The sequence below is a fragment of the Empedobacter sp. UBA7248 genome, assembly GCF_002472945.1.
Lineage (GTDB): Bacteria > Bacteroidota > Bacteroidia > Flavobacteriales > Weeksellaceae > Empedobacter > Empedobacter falsenii_C.
On record NZ_DKSU01000003.1, the window covers coordinates 68,592 to 93,741 of the forward strand.

Here is a 25,150-nt window from a genome sequence, read left to right on the forward strand (position 1 = left end):
TTCTTTAACAAACTTGATCCTTGCAGTTATAAAATTGAATTTGTTTACATCCATCTCTTTTTTTATTAGGATGAAAATTCGTTAGAATAAAAGTATCAGAATTTTTTATATATAGCCCTTTTACTTAAGACTCGAAAAGAAAAACTAGATATAGAATTTGAAGAGGAATTAACTATTTTAAATAAATAGCATTCCAAAATTTTATAGAATCTTGTTAAAACATCTATTTTTTTTCTCTTTACTCATTGCATCAAATGTTGTAAATCAGGATCATTTTTTATACGTTCCATTTCCCTTTCAACTATCTGAATAACATCTAATTTTATCTGTTTGTAATTCGATTCAATTTCCTGCTTCATATTATCAACACCGTTTTCATCAACAAAAGATAAAATGTGCGGTATCTTTTGGTAGGCTTTGGTTTCAATAGCCACCTTTTCATTTTCGACTACAATTTCAGCGTGGAAGATTTTCTGCTCAATACGTTCATCAAAGTTGTCCGATACTGCACCAACAAACATCCCTTGTGTAAGCGTTGAAATTTTGGAAGCTGGAATAAGGCTGTCTAATTGTGTGGAAATTGAGGTAGATTTATCGCTGCGGTTAATCGTCATACTTTGGCGTTTCTGCAATACTTTGCCGAATCGTTCAGATAGGCTTTTTGCCGTTTCGCCCACAACCTGACCAGAGAAAATATTACCAACAGTATTCTGAATTACCTTAGCTTCTTTATCTCCATAATCACGTAATAATTGAGAATAATCCTGAAAACCCAAGCAAACCGCAACCTTATTGCTTCGCGCAGTTGCGATAAGATTATCTAGTCCTCTGAAATAAATCGTGGGTAGCTCATCTATGATAATCGAACTTTTTAATTGTCCCTTTTTATTAATCAATTTTACAATTCGTGAATTGTACAAGCCTAAAGCTGCGGAGTAAATATTTTGACGGTCAGGATTGTTACCCACACAAAGTATCTTCGGATCTTGAGGATTATTAATATCTAGTGTAAAATCATCACCTGTCATCACCCAGTACAATTGTGGGCTAATCATTCTTGATAGTGGAATTTTAGCCGATGCTATCTGTCCTTGTAATTGATCTTGAGCACCACCTTGCCAAGCGTCCATAAAAGGCGATAAATAGTTTTCTAAATCGGGATATGTAGTCAAAATGGTAAATATGTCTGCATATTTCTTGTTTAGCAATTCAATAGCATGGGGGAATGTGCAATACTTGCCGTTCTCATAAATTTTAAGGTACCAGATTATAGCAGCGAGTAAGATAATTGGAGATTCTACAAAGAAATCTCCCTGCTTTTGTATCCAGCTGCGATTCAAGTTCAGCATAATAGTATAAGCCGCTTCGTAAGCATCAGATATATCCGTCATAAAATTAGGATTGAGGGGATTACAACGATGACTTTTACGTGGATCATCAAAGTTTATTACATAAAATTTCGGTTGAACTTTGTATTTATCCCTATTCTTCAATAAATGGTTGTAGGCTATTGTCGAGAGATCGTCAAACTTGAAATCATAGATATACATACTAAATCCCTTCTCAATATGCTGCTTGATATAATTATTCACAACTGCATAAGATTTTCCAGAACCAGGAGTTCCTAATACGATGGTTGCCCTAAATGGATTAACAACATTTATCCACCCCTCATTCCATTTATTTTTATAATAAAACTTGGTAGGTAAGTTAACTGAATATTCATTTTCCATCAATTTTGTTTCCTGCTGAAAACTCTCATTTTCGTTATTGAAAACATCATTCATCAAGTTGGTACGGAGCAATCGACTCATCCATAGGCCAACCATCATCAAAGAAATATATCCTAACGAGATTGTAAGAATATACAAAAATGTGCCTATAACCGGAGATGACTTTAATAAAGGTGTGTTCAGAAAGAACAACACAATGCCAATTCCCAAAGCCACATAAATCTTAGACCATGTTATTTTTTCATTCTTTACACCCTTTGTTCCCAAACAGCTTAAAGCCAACAATAGCAAAGCAAATACCTTGGTATAAAGTGTGTGAGCAAACAGACCAGCTGTCCTATCAAAATTTGCTAATATTTTATTGATGATTCCCAACGTCCAGCCACATTCTAAAAAAAAACCGTAGCAAAACCAATAAAGGTGCATCAATACTAAAAGAATACTTACTGCACGCATAAAAGCCATTATTTTGGCTAAACCTCTTAAATCGTCTTCTCCTTGCATTATTTTAATTTTTAATGTTCGGGCGTGAATTTAATGGCAATTAAGTCTATCTTTAAGAATGTGGCAGACAATGGCGGTACGTGGCGATAATTGGCTAAATATTACCGATGACTTCTTTTACGTTTGCATTTCTTCTTCATCTTATTAACAAAATCCTGCTCTTTATAATCTTCATCATTTCTTCGTAACAGTCCGAATTAATTAATAATAAACTATTCTTTCGCATGATGTACAGAGCGTGCCCCTTCATCTATAATAATCACTGCGTACGCATTTTCTCCTCCTCGCTACTGGTTATCCGCTTGTGTGAATCAGTCACGGATTTACCAAGTCTGTACGAGAGGCTTAATGAAAAATTACGGCTTTCAATTCGATGTAAAGAAGTACTCTGCTGGTCAAGATAATTAATACGAACAAGATAATAGTTAGTATTGAAAATGTCATTTGCAGTTAACCGCAAAGTACCGTTTCCTTTTAAGATGTTTACCTTAACTCCTGCATCGACTTCAGAATTATGCTTTTGACGGTAAATCCCTTGAATGCTTGGACCGATACTAGTAGCACTAATTTCTGCTTTCAGTGCTAATTTTTTATCAATAGTGAATGACTGCTTTAATGTGGCATTATGGGAATATATATGATAATTATAATTACTCGAAAGATAGACTGACTTATCCTGTTGCCTATACAAGTCTGCAAGGAAATCCATATCCCACCAGTTTAAAACCCGAATGGATGCAGACAAACGAATTCCTGTACTCATGCTTAAATCCAAGTTTGCATGAGTTCCGTAATAGATCTTATTTGCATTGTCCTGTATATTGATATTAGAGAAAATATCAGTGGTTTTAGTGAAATATGCCGTAATGCCATATTTTTGTCTATACGTATAATTAAGCTCTAAGTTGTGCGTAAAAGATGGCTGAAGAGCTGGATTTCCTACATAAATATTAAATGGAGAATTGAAGAGTTTAGAGGGATTCAAACGGCTATATTCAGGACGCTCAATTCGGTAGGCATAGTTGAACTGTAGCTGGTTATCTTCATCGGATTCATATTGAAGGAAAAGCGTTGGAAAAAGCTTAAAATAACTTTTGGTATTTAAAGTTTTCAGTGTAATCGAATACCCATCAATCATAGTATATTCACCGCGAAGTCCTGCATTCATAGTCCATTTTCCAAATGTCCCGGAAGTGCTTGTATAGGCTGCAACTGTTTTTTCTTTGTAAACAAAATAATTGGAATTAGCAGAAACATTTTCCAATGAAGATTCATTACGATTAAAATAATCAAAATTGCTAAAGCTTTTTGTATTGCTGTATTTTAAACCAGAGGTTGACTCCCATTTTCCAAACAATTGATAACTCATCTCGGCTTTCCCTGAATATATATCTATTTTCTGTGAGCTAGGTGTATAGATATGAAATTGATCAAATGTTTGTGAGCCATTTGGAAGCAACGAAATATTATCTACCCAACTGTCATTATTACTTTGATAAGGCAAATAATCAAAATCAAGATTAATACTTTTTTTACCAGAGTTAAATTTGATATTATAATTTAGATTGAAAGCATATTGAGCACCTGAATTTCTGTTAGAATTATCTGTTATTAATGTAGAATCCAATACCATTTGTTCACCAGTTACCTGAGTTAGCGAGTGAGCATAACTGCTGCCCGTACGATTATTTCCTGTTATTAATAATCCTAAAATCTGATTATCTGCCAACTGATAGTCAGCCCCCAATCTGTAATTATGGTTTTTAGAACGGTTTATAATGTGATTCGGGGCATTCCAGAATGAATCACCATAATTAATATAATTGTCATGGTCCTGAAAATTATGCCTATGTGCAAATCCATAACTTCCGTAAATGTTGAGATTATCTTTTCTGTAGTTAAAATTTCCATTACTGTTGTAACTACTATAGATTCCTTGGATAAGACCACTATTTAATGAAAGATTCAATCCAGGTTTATCTGCTTTCTTGGTTAGAATGTTAATTACCGAGGTTCCATCCGCTTCAAATTTAGCAGGTGGATTTGTATAAACCTCCACTTTTGCTATCAGGTCTGAGGGCAATCCCTGAAGATAAGATGACAGATCATCTCCGGAGAGTTTGAGAGCCTTACCATCTAGATAAACCTGTACATTCTTTCTGTTAGCAGTAAGGTTATTATCAGATCCAGACTGTACCCCTGGTGCCTTGGTAAGAGCATCCCATGCACTTCCGCCAGAAGCAATGATACTATTTTCAACATTGAAAACAACCCTGTCAATCTTACGTTCAATTAGTGGTCTGCGAACAGTAATCAGAATCTCCTGAAGTTGTTCATCCTTTGGAACCATAACAAGAACAATGCTGTCTTGAGGTAGTTGAACCGTAATTTCGGACTCTTCGTAACCTATAAACGAAGCGTAAACAGTATAGGTTCCAGATGTACTGTAGTTTAGAGTAAAATTACCTTGGTCTGCCAAGGCAGAAGTAATTTCTTTGTTATTTTGTTTCAATATAACAGTGGCTGCATCAATTGGATACCCATCACTGTCTTTAATATTACCTGTTACTCTAAATTGAGCGTTAACAATTAAAGGAATAGATAGGACAAGAAATAATATATATTTTTTCATACTGCAAACTTACTTTAGCCTAATGTTATACTCAGTTAAGCAAGGTTAAACATGGTTAAATTGTATAGTGGGTTGAGCGAAAAAGCATGTATTTGACTTAAATTAGCATTATGAAATGGTTTACAAAAAAATATGCCTACCTACTAACTACCTTCGCTATGCTTTGCTGTATCACATTACAAATAGTTTGGTTCATTCAGTTATTTGATGCCGAACAAATACAGGTAAAGCGTGATCTCGATCAGGCAGTAAGTAATGCTGCGCGTACAAGTGACTATCTGAGTGTAGCCCAAGGCCACGAAAAAAGTGAAAACTTCCGAAGTTTTTTTCTTTCTCCTGAGTGGCTACAAATCAAGCAGTCTTTTAGTCGGCTTCAAGAGCGTCATTTAAGCGGAAGTTTTAGCTCACAAATCACATCAGATAGTACTTTTCTTACAATTGGCTTTAATATTGCAAACGACAAAGTAGGACATATACAAAATAACATAGAACGTACCTTTGATGAGGGAGAAACCTTGGAGTCCATAATTGCTTCTGACAAAAGAGACCTGCAACGGATGGATAGTCTGGTAAAAGCAGAATGTTTGAAAGCACAACTGAATATGGAAACTTACCATATTTTATATAATTATTACAGCGGCAAGCCAGAATCAAAGGCTGACTTGGAAAAAGCGAAGAAAGCTGACTATCAAAGTCAACTTTATAGCTATAATCTCAATTTTTTCCTACATAGCTATCAGTTGGTGGTGCCTTCAATCAAATCGGTGGTTTACTACCGATTACGTTATTATTTATTATCTTCTTTCTCGATGTTGATTGTTACTTCTCTGGCATTTATTTTTCTCTTCCGAATGATACGGATGCAAAGGATGTATACCCAAGCTAGAATTGACTTTACTGGCAATATGACCCACGAATTAAAAACACCAGTATCGGTTATAGAGGCTGCACTTGATGCAGTTACTCGTTATCAGCTTTATAGGGAACCTACAAAACTGAAAAATTACCTTGATATCAGTAAATCCGAGCTTCATCGATTAAAGCTTATGATCGACAAAGTTCTCCATCTTGACGAATTAGAGAATGGCAATGTTAAACTTAGAAAAGAGCTTTATGATGTACAACAAGGGCTTGAGAGCGTAATTTCTTCTATGCGGCTTCGCAATACTCAGGGAACAACTATAGTATATGTTCCTGTGGATGAACCATCTTTTGTAGACGGTGACCCTATACATCTGGTCAATGTATTTTATAACCTCATGGATAATGCTTTAAAATATTCTGGTTCAAATGCGGTTATTACAATATCCATAAAAAATATCGATGACAAAGTTATAATCATTTTTGAAGATAATGGACCAGGTGTAGACAGTATATATCATAAACGTATTTTTGAACGCTATTTCCGGATACCGAACAGTAGTGACATACACAATGTTAAAGGTTTTGGGCTAGGACTCGATTATGTAAAAAACATAGTTGAACTGCATGACGGAAGGATATATCTACGTAGTGAGTCAGAAAAAGGAAGTAAATTTATTATAGAATTACCAGCATACAATGAATTATAAAGTTTTATACGCAGAAGACGAGCCTACATTGGCACATATTATCAGTGAAGGATTAAGAAATAACGGATATGAAGTTTTCGCAGTAGCTAATGGGCAACAGGCATTGGATCTCTTTATTACCAATCCTCCTGACATTTGTATACTCGATATTATGATGCCATTAAAAGATGGATATTCACTCGCTGAAGATATCCGTAGTATGGAAAGTAAAATCCCAATTATTTTTATTAGCGCTAAATCATTACCTCAAGATGTAATTAAGGGCTTTAAAAGCGGTGGTAACGATTATATAAGAAAACCATTCAATATGGGCGAATTATTAGTCAGAATGGAAGAACTGCTAACCCGATTTGACACGCTTAAAGAATCCAGCAATCTAACATCAAATCGAAAGCATTTCGGCGGATGTGAACTAAATATATTAACCCAACAGCTAAAGACACCAATTGAAACTTATTCGTTATCTTATAAAGAAACAGCATTGTTAGAAATTCTTCTTGATCATCGGAATATCCTGCTAGAAAGACAGGTACCCTTAATTAAAATTTGGGGTGATGATAACTACTACAATGCGAGAAGTATGGATGTTTTTATGTCCCATTTACGAAAAATGCTTAAGGATGACCCTAGTATTCAGTTAATGAGTATTAGGGGGGCTGGTTATAAATTTATCTTTTAATTATTAAGGCTGAAGATATTTAGTTTCAGCGAGACAAAGATTATACTTAGGCTTACTTTTGTCATTATTGTCTTTGTTAAGATTATTAGGCATTTTTTGAATGCACTTTAGTTAACAATTATTTCAACCTGTTAAGTATACGTTCTTTTCCAAAATAGCATTCCAAAACAGCTTAAAGACATAGAAAGCTCAATTTGAACTTCTTTTTAGTTTACGTTTCATTTTATTAGCAAAATCTTGTTCCTCATAATCTTCACCTTGTGCTTCGGGAATTAAACCTCCCAATGATTCAATCAATCCGTCTTCGTGTTTATCCGTATTTAAAAAGTCGAATAATTGATGAGGTTTTTCAAAAGGTAAATTATCTTTATCGTTGGAATGTGATACTTTTTGTTGAGGTTGACTAGGCTCTTTAAATTCGGGTTTGATGTTATTGTTCCAGTAATTATTAAAGATATTGGCAGAAAGCTCCTTTGCTAAACGTGAGCCGTTCCATACGATTTTGGAATTGTGGTCTATAAATGTAATACCATAAATACGGCCTGCATCGTTTCGGCGGACTACTATGTTAATACCTTGTTCCCCTAATTGCTTTTTAAAAGCCTGTTCATTGTTGGTCGTTTGCAGGGCAATAGAAATTGCAGCTTTTAGGATCTGCCTACTTGGGTGATCTTTTAAACCTGTTTTGCATTTCGCAAAATGGAGTTTCAAAGCAGTTAGTCCTGCGTTCTTCCCAAACGCCGAAGCCTTAGACGGATGACTGGATCTTTCACCTTTCTCATTTAATGGTATGTACAATAATCCCTTTTGTACCTTTCCATGCAGTTCGCCTTCCACTTTTTCGATGGTAATATTGAACAGGGATAGCAAGGCATTGTATTCGCCCAAAGTCTGAAATTGATAGTAATTTGGTAAGTGTCGAATGACTGATGAAATTTGGCTTTTCACATCACCTGCTCGATAATCCACCGCACGGAAAATCTTATCTTTCTGCTTGCATTCCTTATCGGTTGCAGGTGTCAAGTTATGTTTTTTTTCCAGCTCTCGGCATACGTTCATTGATCGCATTTTCTCAAATTTGTCCGAAATCTTTTTTCCATTCTCATCCACACAAACCGATACAATATGAATGTGACTACGGTCTATATCGGTATGTTTAAAGACTATAAAAGGCTGTTCACCATAACCCATTTCCTGCATATATTCCTGTGCCATTTCCCGAAATTTATCATCACTTACTTGATCTTTCGGATCAGGATTGAGCGAAATATGCAACGTATGTTTTTCTGTATTGCGGTTTGCAATCAAATACGGTTCAAAAGATTGGGTTAATTGAGCAGCAGTATATGCTCCGTTTGGCGTTTCAATTAGCTTATTAGCAAACAAAATTTGTCCACTTTCTTTTTCTACTTTCAGATTATTATACGCCAAAGCACCGTACAAATTTGCACTTCTTCCAATTTTAGCTATCATTCTTAGGGTTCTTTTTAAGGTGTTTAACTTCAAATTCTTCGGTTAACTGTATTATTTTTTGACACAACATCGCCATTTCAGCCGTCTGTTTTTCCAATCTATAAAGGAATGCTGCTGCTTTTTTCTCCGAAAAATGACGGTATAACAGCTTTACAATTTGATTATAATTCACTCCTATTGCTCGAAATTGACTATGAAAGGAAGTCAATCGCATATAATAATCGACCGTTCCTTTATCAATTCTAACCGATTTCATCTCCTTTCCGAACACTTGAGATATGATAAACTTGGCTTTATTGGGCATTCCTGATGCTTCAAAAAGCGTCAAAAGTTTAGCATTTTCATCATCTGTCAAACGGAAAACGTGGCGGTTGGTACTGGGGTTAAGCTTTGGCTTGCGACCGCCCTTATTGTGTTTGTTGTTTTTACTCTCATTCATCAATAATCCATTTATAATTTACACGAAAAGCCGACTTCGGAGGATTTTTTTTGCTCCCTGCAAGGGCAAGTTGTTTTGAGGCACTAAACTCAGTTTCGGGTGCCTCAAAACACAACTTGCCGTGTTCTGGTGAACACAAAAATCCGCCCTGTGGAACGGATTAAATGTAACAGGAAAAAACGGCTTGATAGCCGTTGCTATTACCTCCATTTTGTCAAAAGCATTAAGCATAAATCTGTTAATAAATATCACTACACAAAATAAAGCTCTCTTTTTTAAACGATTGCACTATACCATAGTGCCAAAAACTGCTTTTGAATGCCAAATACCGCCACATTGAAAGAACCGCTTGTTTATCTTTTTTTATTTGTACCAACAAAAGGATATAAGTGCGTAGATGGTTATGCAGGTAACAACATAAGCACCTAACTGCGGAGGTAAGTAATCAAGCAAACAGGTACATAGAAAAGTACCTGTTCAGATACTTGGTTATGTATATGGATAAGGAGAAATGCAAATGCATAGGTAAGTAAGTCTGTGGGTACAGATCAATCTATCTGCCTACCGATGTAGGCGTGTATTCAAGTGCATAAGTAGATAACTATCTGCATAAGTATATCGGTACAGAGTAACATATCCAAATACATAGGTATCTGACTGCTTACATCAGCACTTACGCACATAGTTAATGGAGTATAAATAAATAAGTAGAGATATGAGTACAAAACACAAAACAGTATTTATCGCCTTTTCTTCACAAAAAGGCGGTGTCGGTAAGAGTACATTTACAACGCTCGTTGCGAGTACCCTGCATTATCGTTTGGGCTACAATGTAGCCGTATTTGACACGGATTTCCCACAGCATAGTCTTATGAAAATGAAAGAGCGTGATTTGAAAATGGTAATGGAAAACGAAGCCTTGAAAAAACAGGCGTATAACCAATTTATAACCATCAACAAAAAGGCCTATGAGATTATAAAGCACGGAGCGGACAGCGTATTGGAAAAAGCACAGGAATATGTAGATGCTTCTCCAGTACCGATTGATATCGTGTTCTTCGACCTACCGGGAACAGTCAATACGGCGGGCATTCTGAAAGCATTGGCAGGGATGCACCACATTTTTACGCCCATTACGGCAGACCGTGTGGTAATGGAAAGTACGCTTGTTTTTACGCAACTTTTGCAGGACATTATTATGAAACAAGGAGAAACTTCCATAGAAACCATTAACCTGTTTTGGAACCAAGTGGACGGCAGAGAAAGCACACCGTTGTATGAAGTTTATAACAGCCTTATCCACCAGTTAGGATTTAGTCTTATGCAAAGCCAGGTCAAGAGTAGTACTCGTTTTCGTAAAGAAAGCGAAGCGAACAGCAAAGCTGTTTTCCGCTCCACGCTGTTACCTCCCGATGAACGGCTGATGAAAAACTGCCAGTTAGACCTGTTTATGAACGAATTTTTAAAAATCACTCAATTATAAACACTATGGAAAAAGGAAACAAAAAAAAAGTTACTCCCGATATTAACGAGGAACTGATGATGAGTCTAATGGTGGACGGTGTGAAAATGGACGGCTTACAGCTCCCTCCCGAACCTGCCAAAGAACCCGAAAAGAAAACCGAAACCGAAGAGGTAAAACAAGAGGTCGAACAGAACAAACCTGCGGTTAGGGAAAAGAGCCGGACAAAGCGGACTATTGAAACCTATTACGAAAATACCTTTTTCAAAAAATCGTAAACGAATGCCCGTGATGGTAAAACTGTTTATATACGACCAGAATTTCACGAAAAGCTGACACGCATTATTCAAGTGATTGGCGAAGACAAAATTACAATTTATGCCTATCTGGACAATTTATTAGATCACCACTTTCAGGAATTTAGTGAACAGATTACGAAGAGTTATAATGATAAGTACAAACCAATTTAAAAAATAAATATAGCTATGGAAATAATAATTGTATTATGCCTTATTATAATCATTTACCTGCTTTTACAGGACAAAATCATCAGTAAGAAACAACCTAGACAACATAACATACAAAAAAAAGTAAATCAGAATCTGCCTGATCTTATGGGGCAGCCAAAACCTGTAAGAAGCCTTTCATTGTCAAAGGTTTCCAACGAAAGCCAACTAGAAGATAAAGAGATAAACCCAGCTAATTTAGACATAGAATACGACGAAATCGTTGGTATTCAAATTCCGCAGGAAGAACTGGACGAAGTTTTCAGTAATATGCCTGATTTTGAAGATGAGGAAGAAGAATGGAACAGGTACGGAATATCCAGTAGCGATAACGGTTTTGCTCAAGGGGTTACCTTTGAAGAACTCAGCTCCGTGGGGATGTTGCTACAAAAAGAAAAATTGGAGCAATCTCAAAAGGAAACAGCGATAGCTATAGTTCAAAAAATACAAGGAACCGAATTATTCAGCCTACTGGAAAATTCTATGGAGGGTGCTTCCCAAAAAATAGCAGAGCTATTGGACAGTAGCCTTTCTTCTAAAACGGAAACCGGTTCTTCCACTTTGCGGAAAAATGATTTAGAGGATTTTGATATTGGGGAGTTTGTGTGAGCAAACTCCCTAATATCATTTTTTAATAGTCTTATAGTTTTCTAATTACTTTATGAAGATTATCTAACCGAATAAGTTTATATTTATCACTTTCTAAGTCTTCTATAAGCAGATCCAAATCAATCATTTCATCATCATTCAACTGCTTATCAATCGAAGTGAAAATTATTGTCTGTCTTTCTCCGATTTCTGAACAAGTTTTAAATAAAGCTTTTAAACTATTTAAATTAGTTCTGTGTTGTCCTGGTTCATCAAACATAATAATACCAGGATGGTTAATTCCATTCTGTAATAAAGCTAAAGAATAAGCCCAAATATTACGTACAAAATCAGAAGCAGAAGAGTTTATTCTTATGGATTGAGGGTTGTTATCATTTCTGTGATTTTTATAAACTGGAAAATATTTGAACGGCTCTTTCCTATTGATAGATATCTGATATTTCTCATTACTGTCATACCCAAATCCGAAAAGGAAATTCTTATATTTAGTTTCAAAACTAACCAGCTTATTCTCATCCTCTTGCTCAGACTTCCCTAAAGTACCCATCTTAATATCGTTATTATGGTATTTATTAGCCAGCTCTACTAATTCTGCTTTTAAAGCTGAAATAGAGTTTTTAAGATCATCTAATTTTTCAATCTCCCTTTCAAGCTGGAGCTTTCTTACTATTTCTGATTCAGAGAAGGCTCTATCATCGGAAATCAAATCTTTTGAAATTGATTTAATTAATATTTCTTTTTGGCGTAAGTTGTTCTTAAAATAGGTAAGAAGTACTTCTTTTTCACTAATTGTTTCAATTAAACTATTAATCGAGGTTTGTATTATCTTTCTTTGACTTCGCAAAAAGTTAGTATTCTCATCAAGTGTAAGTTGTGGTATACTTATATTTCTTGTATTAATCAGGTTTGTTGATACTGGTTGCGTACAGGTTGGACATTGATTTGCTCCATGCTCATTAATAATATTTTCACTAAAAACTTTTTGTAGATTTATATGATCTTTAATCTCAACGTCTACAATACTTAATTGATTTTTTAAGTTGAAATCCTGTTGTTTATCAATACGTAGTTTACCTTCAAATTTTTCAATATACTCTTTCAGTTCAAAATACTCTTGCTTTTGTTTATTGAATTCTAAAACGGTTTGTTCACGGTTTTCTTTTATAGTAGAAATGGGTCTATTTTCTAATTCTTTGACCATTTCTGTTTTTTCCGTCATAAAATGATTGAAAGTAACTTTCTCATTTTCAGAGGTAGAGAAAACAACATTTATTTTTTCAATCTCCGATTTGTCTGTGGTCAATTCTTCTGGAACATTTACAATTGTCGAACTTGTTTGCTTTTCTAAATAAGAAAAAGCCTTTATTTTCCTTTTCCAGTCATCGGTTATTAGATTTTTTTCCTTATTAAGGACATCTTTTTCTGTTGAAAGTCGAATTTCATTTAGTCCTAATAAAAATTCAACTATTTTTTCTTTTGCCTTAGTAATACCGAAAAAAGGCATTGTAGCAAAAAAGTCAGACCAACCTTTTGTTTGTTCAATGAATAAAGCAGAGAATATTGTTTGAAGATAGAGAGGGCTATAATTATCTGTACGAGAACTATTACTCACCAAAGGAAGTTCTAAATTCATAAAGCCACTTAACCAATTATAAAAACTATTTGGATCTTCATTATTACCTCTTCCATTTACAAAGAGAATATTTTGCTGAATTTGGATATTGTCATTATCCCTGTCTTCAAGTGATGAATTATAAACAGTGATATTAGACGATTTTATGTCTTCAGTATTTGTTGTGATATATCTTTCCAAGAAAACGATTTCGTTATTATCATTTTCAATCTCTAACAAAATTTTGGACGATTGTACCTTATAATTTATCCCTTCTTCCTCTTCACTTGGTTTAATTGTAAATTCTTCTTTTAATGCTTTATCTAATGCTTTTTCATTATGAGCACCGAGTAGTTCCTCCATACCTAAGGCATAATAGATACAAGTATTAATCGTTGTTTTTCCTCTTGAATTTGGTCCTGCGATAATATTCAAACCTTTTTCAAATTGAAATTCAAAACCATATAAATCTGTAATGTCTTCACTTTTATCAGATAGAATTTCTGCTTTTAATTTATTTATCTTGAACATATGTATCTTTCTATAATAGTTTCCAATTCTTGTTTGCAGAAGTTAATCTTGATTTGGGTATTATTCCAAGATCTTTTATTTTTTGCAACTCATCTTGAAAAAGTTCGAACTGGTTTATTGAATTAATAATATTGTTGCCTTTATCTGTTATTTTTATTTCGAGTGTTTGAGTGACGATAACTCGTTCAATATATCCATTAATGAGGCCTAAAGCTAAAACTTCATCTATACCATGTTCAAAAGTCCACGGTATTAAATTTTTTCTTACTTGATTTGATAAATCAAGTAGAACTTGATAATTATTATCATTACGTAAGCTCCAAAAAACAATATGAATTAGTTCTAAGCTGGCTTTTTTGGCATACCCACAATGTTTAATTATAGCCAATAATAGAACTACTTTATAGTAACCATTATATCTTATTGATACCGAGATTGGTTTCTGATCTAATTTAATATCAATCATTAGTAGTAAAATTTAAAGTACATATCCCCAACCATTCAATGATTTGATATTCAGACAGGTCTAAATTTGTGAAATTTGGCAAGATCTCAAATTCACTTTTCAATTGGTTTTGTAGTTCCATTTTTAGATTAATTGCTTCACTATTTTGGCTAACACTTCTTGAATAGTCGTCTTCAACTTGATCAACAAATCGTTTTACGATATTTTTAAAATTTGAGAATAATATCGGATAATCATTTTCAATAGTTCTAACGTTATCTTTCATCGCAAGAAATTTTCTGATTTGCTTTGCTGTAATAGTATTTGCTTTTGAGATTTCAGGATACAATACTTGATTTTTTCTATAGAGTTTTTCAAAAAAATCACTATTTTCATTCTTAAATGCTTCAATTTCACGTTCAGTACGTTCTTTTTCTATATTTTCATTCCATTTTTTTAAATTATCAAAATCTGATAAATCAACATATTCCGAAATATATTTTTCAATATGTTTTATTGAGCAACAGTCAATATCATCATTCCATGCTTTTTCAGAGATTACAGAGTTTAATATCCCTATTAAAAAAGGAGAATTATGTCTGTAAATAAACACTCCACTTCCTGATAATCCTTTTGCTACATATTGTCCATCTTCTCCTGCTTGATCAAATGTTTCATTTTGTAACGTAATTTTAAATCGGCCTAAATCGTCACTAACAGACAAAACTGTTCCATTAAAAGGTCTATATTGATTAATATTTACTCCTTGATAACCACAAAATTTTATTTCATTTTCTGATAGAACACCCCTTCCTAATTTATATTGGTAAAGGAGTTTATCTTCGTCATCAAAGTCAATTTCTATTAAAGCAAAATCAAGTTCCTGATTAAACTCTTTAATTTCTACAGTTGTTATTCCTTTAAAATCTGAAGTATAGTCGTTTTGCTTTTCTATTTTAATATCTTCAATATTGGGCATACTATCTCCCAAACAGTGTGCAGCCGTTAAAACATAAAAAGTTTCATTACCTGACAACAGAACTCCGCTACCAGTATGTCCATTACTTTTAACTCGAACACAATATTTTTCAGCTTGATTATGTGTCATAAGTTCTAAAATCTATTTTGACTTGTTGCATTCCAATTTCCATGCTCTAGGTCTATTTCGTTAATAAAATCACCTATTCGTTCTCTCAAACTGTTGAGAGTGTAATTAAAAAAGATGTTTAATACCTCATCATTTCTATTAGAGTTGTATACTATGCGAGAAATGGTTTCTCTTGATGGATGCTTATGATCAGCCGTTCCTCCATTTGTAGATATTAAGTAATTATTACTCTTTATCAAGCCCAAGAGCTCTTGGGAAGTATTATTTAAACTCCCGTGATGCGAAACTTTTACATAATCAACAATAAGAGGATCTTTTTCATTGACTCCGAAATCTCTTAAACTCTGAACTATAATTTCTGGACGAGAATCAGCAAGCAGTAATAAAGAAATATCTGGACATTTCAATAAAAAGGAAATAGATGAAGAATTAAATATATCTTCATTAATGCTTTTGTCTGGAGAAAAAGATATTTTATTCGACTCTTCTAATGATAGAGTATAAGCACTTTTAACAGAAGAAATATTTGACTTATTGTTTTGTAGTAACCTTAATGATTCCCAACGTTCATAAAGTTCATTTACAATAGCAGATGTTGGTGATAGGATAGTAAATTCAATTCCTGAGCGATTAAGAAGTCTATCCGATATAGAAATTTGAGAAAGTTTAGTTTCTGACTTTTTCTCAAGGATCAATTTCTTAAAATTATCTCCCTGTTTTACACTAATCAACTCCCCATTATTTACTTCAACTAAATCAGGATTATTCATCCAAATTTCATCAATATTAATATTATCAATTAAACTGCTTTTAAAAAAATTAATTAATCCAGCAATATGATCAGAATCAATATGTGTGAGAATAAGAAGATTGATGCGAGAAATATTTTTAAGTTCTTCCTTTAAAGAATATCTAAAGGTTTGAGCAGTTCCTCCATCAATAAGTATAGTAAACTCATTATGGTTAATATCATAAGTTTTAATGAGAATACAATCACCATGAAAGGCAGGCAAAACAATAAATTCTGTTTTGGTTCTTTTTATAAGATTACTAGTCAATTTTGAAGCTTTGTGTTAATTCAGAGAATAAAACTACTAATATAAAATAATTCTTGATATAACCGCCATTCTCAGCCAAACAATTCCTTTGACTGCCACTTTGTTATAACGCCTTTGTTTCTGAAACACCTTTGTCACGAAGCCCGCAATAAGCGGGAAGACAATAACAATTTAATGTGTTTCAATTATGAAAAAACAAAGAAAAAAAGTTTTGATGGCAGTCGTTGCAATGCTATCAGGAATGGGTGTATTCGCACAGGGAAACGGTACCGCAGGTATTACCGAAGCTACCCAAATGGTCACCTCTTATTTCGACCCTGCAACTCAATTAATTTATGCCATCGGGGCGGTAGTTGGACTGATCGGTGGGGTAAAGGTGTACAACAAGTTTAGTAGTGGAGATCCTGATACCAGTAAAACGGCAGCAAGCTGGTTTGGTGCTTGTATCTTCCTAATCGTTGCAGCTACGATTCTGCGTTCATTCTTCCTTTAATCCTTTGCCTTATGAACAGTTACAACATTAACAAAGGGATTGGCAGAACCGTAGAATTTAAGGGATTGAAAGCGCAATACCTGTTCATTTTTGCAGGCGGATTGCTCGGTACACTCATTTTCGTGATGATCTTGTATATGGCAGGTGTAAACTCTTACATCTGTCTACTACTTGGAGGTGGTGGTGCCTCGCTAATTATTTGGCAAACCTTTTCACTGAATAGGAAATACGGCGAACACGGACTAATGAAAGTGGGTGCCAACAAAAGACATCCCAGTTACATCATCTGTCGCAAACCCATACACCGCTATTTAAAATTCACTCCTAAATCAAAAGCCGTATGAGAAATGTATCAAAGACGACCACATTGGAAAACAAATTTCCTTTGCTGGCAGTAGAAAACAACTGTATTCTTTCCAAAGACGCAGACATTACTGCCTGTTTTGAGGTGCGTTTACCGGAATTATTCACGGTAGCTTCTGCTGAATATGAAGCCATACATTCCGCTTGGCATAAGGCGATCAAGACGTTGCCTGATTTTACGGTCGTTCATAAACAAGACTGGTATATCAAAGAAAATTATACACCCGATTTGGCACAAGAAGACCAAAGTTTTCTATCTAAAAGTTATCAAAGACATTTCAACGAACGACCGTTTTTGAACCACTATTGCTATTTGTTTTTGACTAAAACGACTAAAGAAAGAATGCGTATGCAAAGCAACTTTAGTTCACTTTGCAAAGGCACGCTGATTCCAAAGGAAATCAGAAACAAGGAAACAATACAGCATTTTCTGGAAGCAGTTGCTCAATTTGAACGCATTGTGAACGATAGTGGTTTCATAACCTTGCAACGATTGAGCGAAGACGATATCATTGGAACGGACGAAAAACAGGGACTGCTGGAACAATACCTTACGCTTTCAAGAGACGCAGGAACGCCGATGCAGGATATCGCACTCGGAACCGAAGAAATCCGCATTGGCAACAAAAGGTTGAGCCTACACACGCTATCCGATACGGATGATTTACCCGGAACAGTATCAGCAGATACTCGTTTTGAAAAGCTATCAACCGATCGTAGTGATTGCCGTTTATCCTTTGCTGCACCCGTAGGATTGTTGTTGAGTTGTAACCATATCTACAATCAATATTTGTTTTTGGATAACAGCGAAGACAATCTTCAAAAGTTCGAGAAGTCTGCAAGGAATATGCACTCATTGGCTCGTTATAGTCGGGCAAATCAAATCAATAAAGAATGGATAGAAAAGTATCTGAACGAAGCACATTCCTTTGGACTTTCTTCTATTCGAGCACACTTTAACATCATGGCTTGGTCGGAAGATCCTGCAGAATTAAAACAATTGAAAAATGATTGTGGTAGCGCCTTGGCATTAATGGAATGCAAACCTCGTCATAACACAACGGATGTCGCCACTTTGTATTGGGCAGGAATGCCAGGGAATGCAGGTGATTTTCCCAGCGAGGAAAGTTTCTATACCTTCATAGAACCTGCCTTATGTTTCTTTACTGAAGAAACGAATTACCACAATTCATCCTCTCCTTTCGGTATCAAGATGGCTGATCGTTTGACTGGAAAACCAATTCATTTGGATATATCGGATTTACCAATGAAACGTGGTATCATCACAAACCGTAACAAGTTTATTTTAGGGCCATCCGGATCGGGGAAATCGTTTTTTACCAATCACATGGTACGGCAATATTACGAACAAGGTGCGCATGTATTACTTGTGGATACAGGTAATTCCTATCAGGGACTATGTGAATTGATCAAGGGAAAAACCAAAGGAGAAGACGGTGTTTATTTCACTTATACCGAGGATAACCCTATTGCATTTAATCCTTTTTACACCGATGACGGTGTGTTCGATATTGAGAAACGTGAAAGTATCAAAACACTGATACTAACCTTGTGGAAACGCGATGATGATCCACCAACTCGATCCGAAGAAGTAGCCCTTTCCAATGCCGTAAGCGGTTATATCGACCGTATTAAACAGCATAGCGAATTTCCTTCCTTCAATGGTTTTTATGAGTATATAAAAAGTGATTACCGCAAGGTATTGGAAGAAAAACAAGTTCGTGAGAAAGACTTTGATATTGCCAATTTCCTTAACGTATTGGAACCTTATTACAAAGGAGGTGAATATGATTACTTGCTCAATTCAGACAAGCAACTTGACCTACTTTCTAAACGCTTTATTGTGTTTGAAATCGATGCGATAAAGGATCACAAAATCCTGTTTCCAATCGTGACGATCATCATTATGGAGGTTTTCATCAACAAGATGAGAAGATTAAAAGGGATCCGAAAACTCATCCTAATCGAAGAAGCGTGGAAGGCAATTGCCAAAGAAGGAATGGCGGAATACATAAAATATCTGTTTAAAACCGTTAGGAAATTCTTTGGCGAAGCCATAGTAGTGACACAAGAAGTGGACGACATCATCCAATCGCCCATCGTCAAGGAAAGTATCATCAATAATTCCGATTGTAAAATTCTGCTCGATCAACGCAAGTACATGAACAAGTTCGATGATATACAAGCGATGTTAGGTCTTACCGACAAAGAAAAAGGACAGGTACTTTCTATCAACATGAACAACGATACAAACCGACTCTACAAAGAAGTTTGGATTGGATTAGGTGGAACAGAATCGGCTGTATACGCTACCGAAGTGAGTGTTGCAGAATATTTGGCTTATACCACCGAAGAGACCGAAAAGATGGAAGTCATGCAACTCGCATCCGAACTAGACGGGAATGTAGAACTCGCTATTAAGCATATCGCTATGCAAAGGCGAGACAAATCAAAACAATAGTCATTAACAAGGAGCTTGTAAAAGCTCAGTTTAAAAATTCAGAAATAATGAAAAAAGTAATTTATCTGCTGTGCACGGCATTCATGTTAATCGCAGCACCATCAGCAAAAGCCCAATTTGTAGTTACCGACCCTGCAAATCTGGCATCGGGTATTCTTAACTCCGCAAACGAAATCATTCAAACTTCTTCGACTGTAAGCAACGTCGTTAAAAACTTCAACGAAGTAAAGAAGGTGTATGACCAAGGAAAAGAATATTACGACAAATTAAAAGCAATCAACAACCTTGTAAAAGATGCACGAAAAGTTCAACAAACGGTATTGTTAGTGGGCGATGTATCCGAAATGTATGTACAAAATTTTGGTAAGATGATGAACGATCCAAATTTCTCTCCACAGGAATTGGTCGCTATTGGTAACGGTTATTCTGCATTACTCAATGAAAGTGGTGAACTGTTGAAAGAGTTGAAACAGATTGTAACCTCTTCAAGCTTATCACTGAACGACAAAGAACGCATGGACATTATTGACCGAGTGTACAATGAGGTAAAAGAATACCACAGCCTTGTACGCTACTATACCAATAAAAACATTTCTGTAAGCTACCTAAGAGCGAAAAAGAAAAATGATGCAAAAAGAGTACTAAATCTGTACGGAACTGCTAACCAAAAATACTGGTAAAGATGGAATGGGATAATCTTCACGAACTCCTGCGGTCGCTTTATGATGATATGATGCCACTTGCAGGTGATATGGCGGCAGTAGCTAAAGGTTTGGCAGGATTGGGCGCATTATTTTATGTGGCATTAAAAGTTTGGCAAGCTTTAAGTCGTGCCGAACCAATTGATGTCTTCCCATTACTACGTCCATTCGCTTTAGGACTGTGTATCATGTTTTTTCCGACCATCGTTTTGGGGACTATTAATGCCGTACTAAGTCCGATTGTAACTGGAACTCACAGCATACTCGAACATCAAGTACTTGATCTGAACAAATTACAAGAGCAAAAAGACCGATTGGAATATGAGGCAATGGTCAGAAATCCAGAAACTGCCTATATGGTATCAGACGAAGAATTTGATAAAAAACTGGATGAATTAGGCTGGTCACCATCTGACATCGGAACAATGGCTGGAATGTATATGGATAGAACAGGTTATCAAGTAGAAAAAGCGTTAAAGGACTGGTTTCGCAATTTATTAGAAATACTTTTTCAAGCAGCGGCTTTGGTGATTGACACCATACGAACATTCTTTTTGATCGTTCTCTCCATACTCGGACCCATAGCTTTTGCCATATCAGTATGGGATGGTTTTCAGTCGACGCTCACGCAATGGATTACGAGATACGTCAGTGTTTACCTCTGGTTACCTGTCTCTGATTTATTTAGCTCTATGCTTGCTAGGATACAATCGCTGATACTTGAACGAGATATAGCCATGTTAGCCGATCCGACCTATATACCTGATACCAGTAATACCGTGTACATCATTTTTATGATTATCGGCATTGTCGGATACTTCACCATACCGACTGTAACAGGCTGGGTAATCCAAGCTGGAGGAGCTGGAAATTTTACTCGAAATGTAAATCAATCTGCAATGAAAGCCGGAAATATTGCTGGAGCCGGAGCTGGTTCAGCCGCAGGAAACATCGGTGGCAAATTGATGGGAAAATAAGAACAATCTAATCATTCAAGAAAATGGAATTTAAAACATTAAGAAATATTGAAAATAGTTTTCGCCAAATCAGGCTGTACACCATTGTATTTGCCGTACTCTGTATAAGTGTTGTAGGATATGCCGTATGGCAGTCCTACAGCTTTGCGGAGCAACAACGCCAAAAGGTTTATGTCCTAGACAATGGTAAATCCTTGATGCTGGCTTTAGCACAAGATGCAAGTATCAACAGACCTGTGGAAGCAAGAGAACACGTACGGAGATTTCACGAACTCTTTTTTACCCTCGCTCCTGACAAGAACGCTATTGAAAGCAATATGAAGAGAGCCTTCAATCTTGCCGATAAAAGTGCCTTTGATTATTACAAAGACTTATCAGAAAAAGGCTATTACAGTCGCATTATTTCGGGTAACGTACAGCAACGCATAGAGGTTGATAGTGTCGTTTGCAATTTCGACACCTATCCTTATTCGGTGCGAACCTATGCCAAACAATTCATTATCCGTTCGAGCAATGTGACCAAACGTAACCTTATTACTTCCTGCAATCTCTTAAACTCTGTTCGCTCTGATAATAATCCTCAAGGGTTTAATATCGAAAATTTTGCAGTAGTAGAAAACAGGGATATCGAAGTCATTGAACGTTAAAAATTCAGGATATGAAAAAATTAAGAGCAAATATAGAGCAGCATTTTGACAAGCTGGACGATCGATTTCGAGCATTACCGCTACGGAAACAACGACAATACACCTTATATTTTTTTATGGGGTATTTCATACTAACTGCAGCCGTTATTTGGAACGTATGGCATGATACAGCTACGTCAAACGAGGCCATCAACATCAAGCATATCGAAAACCCAGTGCTTAAAAAGAAGGAATCTTCTACAAGATTACAAGACACCTTATTAACATTTAAATAATAAGATTTATGAAAGAAAATGAAAACAAAAAATCGGTTGTTCGGGTAACCGAGGGAATCCCGAAAGATACCGTTGATGTGTTGCAAAACGGCACACTAGATACTAAGGAAAAGCTTAAAAAGCCCCTAATATTCGGCTTAATGACAGTTGTTTTTGTAGGTTGTATGTACCTCATCTTTAAACCATCAGAAGACATAAAAGTATTAGAAAATCTTGGACTGAATGATGCCGTACCGCAAGCTACCGGCGCAGGAATGCCCGATGACAAAGGTAAGGCGTACGAACAAGAAATGCTTCATAACAAAGAACAAGAAAAACGCAATGCACTTGCCACTTTGTCCGATTATTGGAATATAGAAGATAAGGAAGAATTTACCGACGAATCCTATGCTGATGAAGAAGAAAGCTACGATTATGGTGGTAGTAGAAATGCAGGAAGAAACAACAATCCTGGATTGAACAGTTACCGAAATATGCAAAATACATTGGGTTCATTCTATCAAGACGACAATTCGGAAGCTATCGAACTCCGCAAACAATTGGATGATTTAAAAGAACAATTAGCGGAAAAAGATGTACCAAAAGTTGCAACCGTGGATGATCAATTGGCTTTAATGGAAAAGTCCTATCAAATGGCAGCGAAGTATCTTCCTTCGGGTACAAATACCGATAATACAACGGTTGTTCCTACTGGAAATTCCAATGTAAAACCTTCCAATCAAAAAGAGCATTTCGTATCCTTTACATCTGTAAGAAAGAATACGGTATCAGCCTTGTATCGTGAACCTACCGACAGTGCTTTTTTGGAAGATTGGAGCGAAACCAGAAACCGTGGTTTTTATACCGCAGGTTCGGTAGAGCAAGTTGTACAACCTAAAAATAGCATCAAAGCCTGTGTGCATGATGCACAAACTGTGATTGGTGAAACAGGTGTGAGATTGCGTTTATTGGAAGCTGCTCAAACTCCTGAGCGTACTATTCCCAAAGGAACTGTCGTTACAGCCAATGCTAAATTTCAAGGCGGACGTTTACAACTAAAGATTACGTCTCTAGAATTAGATGGAAATATCATTCCAGTAGATATTACTATTTACGATTTGGATGGACAACAAGGTTTGTATGTTCCGTATTCGCCCGAAATGAATGCCCTTACTGAAATGGCAGGTAACATGAGCCAGACAGGCGGAACCAGTGTGATGCTTACGCAGAATGCCGGACAGCAGGTTGCCGCAGACTTAAGTCGTGGCGTAGTACAGGGTATTTCGGGTTACTTCGCTAAAAAAGTAAGAACACCAAAAGTAACCCTAAAGGCAGGACATCAGGTCTTCTTGGTATCTAAAAAATAATGTGCAATTATAAATTATTAAAACGATGAAAAATCATTTAAAAACCTTTTGGTTAATCGCCCTGATATTCGGCTTTGCCATACAATCTTATGCTCAAGACAGCATCAAAGAACCTCTTACATTGGGCAAGATAGAACCTTACCGTATGGAGGTTACTTACGACAAAACATCTCATTTAATTTTCCCGACTGCTATTCGTTATGTTGATTTGGGAAGTGACTACCTGATAGCAGGTAAAGCAGAAGAAGCAGAAAACGTGTTACGAGTAAAAGCATCACTAAGGGATTTTCAAACTGAAACCAACTTTTCTGTGATTACCGATGACGGACGTTTTTACAGCTTCAACGTGTTTTACAGCCCTTATCCTGACGTATTGAGTTATGATCTTTTGACAATGCAAAAATCAGTAGACAAAGCCAATGGAAACGACGTTCTTTTCGAAGAATTAGGCAACAATTCACCATCACTAGCTGGTCTACTTTTAGAAACCATCTACAACAAGGACAAACGTATTGTTAAGCATATTGGAGCTAAAAGTTTCGGTATTCAGTATATCCTAAAAGGAATTTATATCCACAACGGTAAATACTATTTCCACACCGCGTTGAAGAACAAAACGAATGTGCCTTTTCAGATTGATTTTATCAATTTCAAAGTTGTCGATAAGAAAGTAGCCAGCCGAACGGTGGTACAAGAACGCTCAATAACGCCACTTCGAACGTATAAACCTCTTACAGAAATTTCAGGGCAAGCTGAGGAACAGAATGTGTTTCTATTAGATCAATTTACGATTGCGGATGACAAGGTACTGCTGATTGAGATATTTGAGAGAAATGGCGGAAGACACCAAACACTTCAGGTGGAAAATTCAGATTTAATCAAAGCTCGTTTGATTAACGATATGCACCTGAAATTTTAATAAACCTAAAACTAAAGTACAATGAAAAAGTATATCTATACCATGATGCTGCTCTTTGTGGCCATCACGGTAACACAGGCACAACGAATGTTACCTAAACAGAAAGGTTTGGAAGTTAGTACAGGAATATTGTCCAATGATAAAATCGGAAATGATTACTACATCAATATTGGAATGACTGTCAATGGAACAAACGGCAATTATCAGTTGTGGGCATTTGAATACAACCATCAATTTCAAAATTATAAAAACCTAAAAATACCACAAGAAACGTATACCGCTGAAGGTGGTTACAGCTTCTTTCTGTTAGGCGACACCCGAAAAAACATTACGTTGAATTTCGCATTAATAGGAGTGATTGGTTACGAAACCATCAATCGTGGGGAAACATTATTATATGATGGAGCGAAAATACTGAGCGAGGATAATTTCATCTACGGAGCTGGTGGACGACTGAGCTTTGAAACCTATCTATCAGACAGATTTGTGGTGATTCTACAAGGACGCACAAAAGTTTTATGCGGAACAGATTTCGAACAGTTTCGACCATCGGCAGGCGTTGGATTACGATTTAACTTTTAAAAA

Annotated in this window: 22 protein-coding genes and 1 pseudogene; 15 read left to right on the forward strand and 8 right to left on the reverse strand. The window is 35.9% G+C overall.

Annotation, left to right across the window (positions count from 1 at the left end; all coding sequences use genetic code 11):
* Positions 1–242: 242 nt before the first annotated feature.
* Together mobC and B4A23_RS01280 are read right to left on the reverse strand one after the other, a co-directional pair.
* On the reverse strand, positions 243–2,237 hold the full coding sequence (gene mobC / locus B4A23_RS01275) for a conjugal transfer protein MobC (RefSeq protein WP_291115920.1): 1,995 nt from the start codon (positions 2,235–2,237) through the stop codon (positions 243–245).
* A gap of 259 nt (positions 2,238–2,496) precedes the next feature.
* On the reverse strand, positions 2,497–4,869 hold the full coding sequence (locus B4A23_RS01280; RefSeq protein ID WP_291115922.1) for an outer membrane beta-barrel family protein: 2,373 nt from the start codon (positions 4,867–4,869) through the stop codon (positions 2,497–2,499).
* Positions 4,870–4,979: 110 nt separating this feature from the next.
* Here B4A23_RS01280 and B4A23_RS01285 point away from each other — a divergent pair, with 110 nt between their 5' ends.
* Both B4A23_RS01285 and B4A23_RS01290 read left to right on the forward strand, forming a co-directional pair.
* A complete protein-coding gene (locus B4A23_RS01285; RefSeq protein WP_291115924.1) occupies positions 4,980–6,440 on the forward strand; it encodes a sensor histidine kinase in 1,461 nt (486 codons plus the stop codon).
* Positions 6,430–7,119 (forward strand): response regulator transcription factor, encoded by a 690-nt coding sequence (locus B4A23_RS01290; protein WP_291115926.1) that lies wholly within the window; start codon positions 6,430–6,432, stop codon positions 7,117–7,119. Before B4A23_RS01285 ends, B4A23_RS01290 begins: the two co-directional genes overlap by 11 nt.
* Before the next feature lie 189 nt (positions 7,120–7,308).
* On the opposite strand, the gene mobB is transcribed toward B4A23_RS01290, so the two are convergent.
* Positions 7,309–8,592, reverse strand: a complete 1,284-nt coding sequence (gene mobB, locus B4A23_RS01295) for a conjugal transfer protein MobB (RefSeq protein WP_291115928.1) — start codon at positions 8,590–8,592, stop codon at positions 7,309–7,311.
* Complete coding sequence (gene mobA / locus B4A23_RS01300) at positions 8,582–9,031, reverse strand: conjugal transfer protein MobA (RefSeq protein ID WP_291115931.1); 450 nt, start codon at positions 9,029–9,031, stop codon at positions 8,582–8,584. Before mobA ends, mobB begins: the two co-directional genes overlap by 11 nt.
* A gap of 715 nt (positions 9,032–9,746) precedes the next feature.
* Between mobA and B4A23_RS01305 the strand changes: the two genes are divergently transcribed.
* The 3 genes and pseudogenes from B4A23_RS01305 (at position 9,747) to B4A23_RS01315 (ending at position 11,608) form a co-directional block, all read left to right on the forward strand.
* On the forward strand, positions 9,747–10,514 hold the full coding sequence (locus B4A23_RS01305) for a ParA family protein (RefSeq protein WP_291115934.1): 768 nt from the start codon (positions 9,747–9,749) through the stop codon (positions 10,512–10,514).
* A 5-nt stretch (positions 10,515–10,519) separates the two neighbouring features.
* Positions 10,520–10,963 (forward strand): annotated as a pseudogene (locus tag B4A23_RS01310) (DUF3408 domain-containing protein).
* 15 nt (positions 10,964–10,978) lie between these two features.
* Positions 10,979–11,608 carry a conjugal transfer protein TraD gene (locus tag B4A23_RS01315; protein WP_291115937.1) on the forward strand — a complete coding sequence of 210 codons (630 nt, stop codon included), beginning with the start codon at positions 10,979–10,981 and terminating at the stop codon, positions 11,606–11,608.
* Positions 11,609–11,639: 31 nt separating this feature from the next.
* On the opposite strand, the gene B4A23_RS01320 is transcribed toward B4A23_RS01315, so the two are convergent.
* The 4 genes from B4A23_RS01320 to B4A23_RS01335 are packed head-to-tail and all read right to left on the reverse strand — an operon-like array spanning position 11,640 to position 16,362.
* Entirely contained in the window at positions 11,640–13,751 is a 2,112-nt protein-coding gene (locus B4A23_RS01320) for an AAA family ATPase (RefSeq protein ID WP_291115938.1), read from the reverse strand.
* Between the two features lie 10 nt (positions 13,752–13,761).
* Positions 13,762–14,217 (reverse strand): hypothetical protein, encoded by a 456-nt coding sequence (locus tag B4A23_RS01325; protein WP_291115941.1) that lies wholly within the window; start codon positions 14,215–14,217, stop codon positions 13,762–13,764.
* Positions 14,210–15,304, reverse strand: coding sequence for a trypsin-like serine protease (locus B4A23_RS01330; protein WP_291115944.1), 1,095 nt, complete (start codon positions 15,302–15,304; stop codon positions 14,210–14,212). Before B4A23_RS01330 ends, B4A23_RS01325 begins: the two co-directional genes overlap by 8 nt.
* 5 nt (positions 15,305–15,309) lie before the next feature.
* Positions 15,310–16,362, reverse strand: coding sequence for a ComEC/Rec2 family competence protein (locus tag B4A23_RS01335; RefSeq protein ID WP_291115947.1), 1,053 nt, complete (start codon positions 16,360–16,362; stop codon positions 15,310–15,312).
* Between the two features lie 187 nt (positions 16,363–16,549).
* On the opposite strand from B4A23_RS01335, the gene B4A23_RS01340 reads away from it, so the two are divergent.
* Genes B4A23_RS01340 through B4A23_RS01385 form a run of 10 tightly spaced genes read left to right on the forward strand, consistent with a single transcriptional unit; the run spans position 16,550 to position 25,147 of the window.
* Positions 16,550–16,855 carry a DUF4134 domain-containing protein gene (locus B4A23_RS01340; RefSeq protein ID WP_291115950.1) on the forward strand — a complete coding sequence of 102 codons (306 nt, stop codon included), beginning with the start codon at positions 16,550–16,552 and terminating at the stop codon, positions 16,853–16,855.
* Between the two features lie 11 nt (positions 16,856–16,866).
* Positions 16,867–17,199 carry a DUF4133 domain-containing protein gene (locus B4A23_RS01345; RefSeq protein ID WP_291115953.1) on the forward strand — a complete coding sequence of 111 codons (333 nt, stop codon included), beginning with the start codon at positions 16,867–16,869 and terminating at the stop codon, positions 17,197–17,199.
* Positions 17,196–19,700 (forward strand): TraG family conjugative transposon ATPase, encoded by a 2,505-nt coding sequence (locus B4A23_RS01350; protein ID WP_291115956.1) that lies wholly within the window; start codon positions 17,196–17,198, stop codon positions 19,698–19,700. The genes B4A23_RS01345 and B4A23_RS01350 overlap by 4 nt, the downstream gene beginning before the upstream one ends.
* A gap of 47 nt (positions 19,701–19,747) precedes the next feature.
* Positions 19,748–20,380 carry a DUF4141 domain-containing protein gene (locus B4A23_RS01355; protein WP_291115959.1) on the forward strand — a complete coding sequence of 211 codons (633 nt, stop codon included), beginning with the start codon at positions 19,748–19,750 and terminating at the stop codon, positions 20,378–20,380.
* Between the two features lie 2 nt (positions 20,381–20,382).
* Positions 20,383–21,378, forward strand: coding sequence for a conjugative transposon protein TraJ (gene traJ, locus B4A23_RS01360; protein ID WP_291115962.1), 996 nt, complete (start codon positions 20,383–20,385; stop codon positions 21,376–21,378).
* Between the two features lie 23 nt (positions 21,379–21,401).
* Positions 21,402–22,025 (forward strand): conjugative transposon protein TraK, encoded by a 624-nt coding sequence (gene traK, locus B4A23_RS01365; protein ID WP_291115966.1) that lies wholly within the window; start codon positions 21,402–21,404, stop codon positions 22,023–22,025.
* Positions 22,026–22,036: 11 nt separating this feature from the next.
* A complete protein-coding gene (locus B4A23_RS01370; protein ID WP_291115969.1) occupies positions 22,037–22,300 on the forward strand; it encodes a nitrogen regulatory IIA protein in 264 nt (87 codons plus the stop codon).
* An 8-nt stretch (positions 22,301–22,308) separates the two neighbouring features.
* Positions 22,309–23,646 (forward strand): conjugative transposon protein TraM, encoded by a 1,338-nt coding sequence (gene traM / locus B4A23_RS01375; RefSeq protein ID WP_291115972.1) that lies wholly within the window; start codon positions 22,309–22,311, stop codon positions 23,644–23,646.
* 25 nt (positions 23,647–23,671) lie between these two features.
* Complete coding sequence (gene traN / locus B4A23_RS01380) at positions 23,672–24,565, forward strand: conjugative transposon protein TraN (RefSeq protein ID WP_291115975.1); 894 nt, start codon at positions 23,672–23,674, stop codon at positions 24,563–24,565.
* A gap of 21 nt (positions 24,566–24,586) precedes the next feature.
* Positions 24,587–25,147 carry a conjugal transfer protein TraO gene (locus tag B4A23_RS01385; RefSeq protein ID WP_349679932.1) on the forward strand — a complete coding sequence of 187 codons (561 nt, stop codon included), beginning with the start codon at positions 24,587–24,589 and terminating at the stop codon, positions 25,145–25,147.
* Positions 25,148–25,150: the final 3 nt, after the last annotated feature.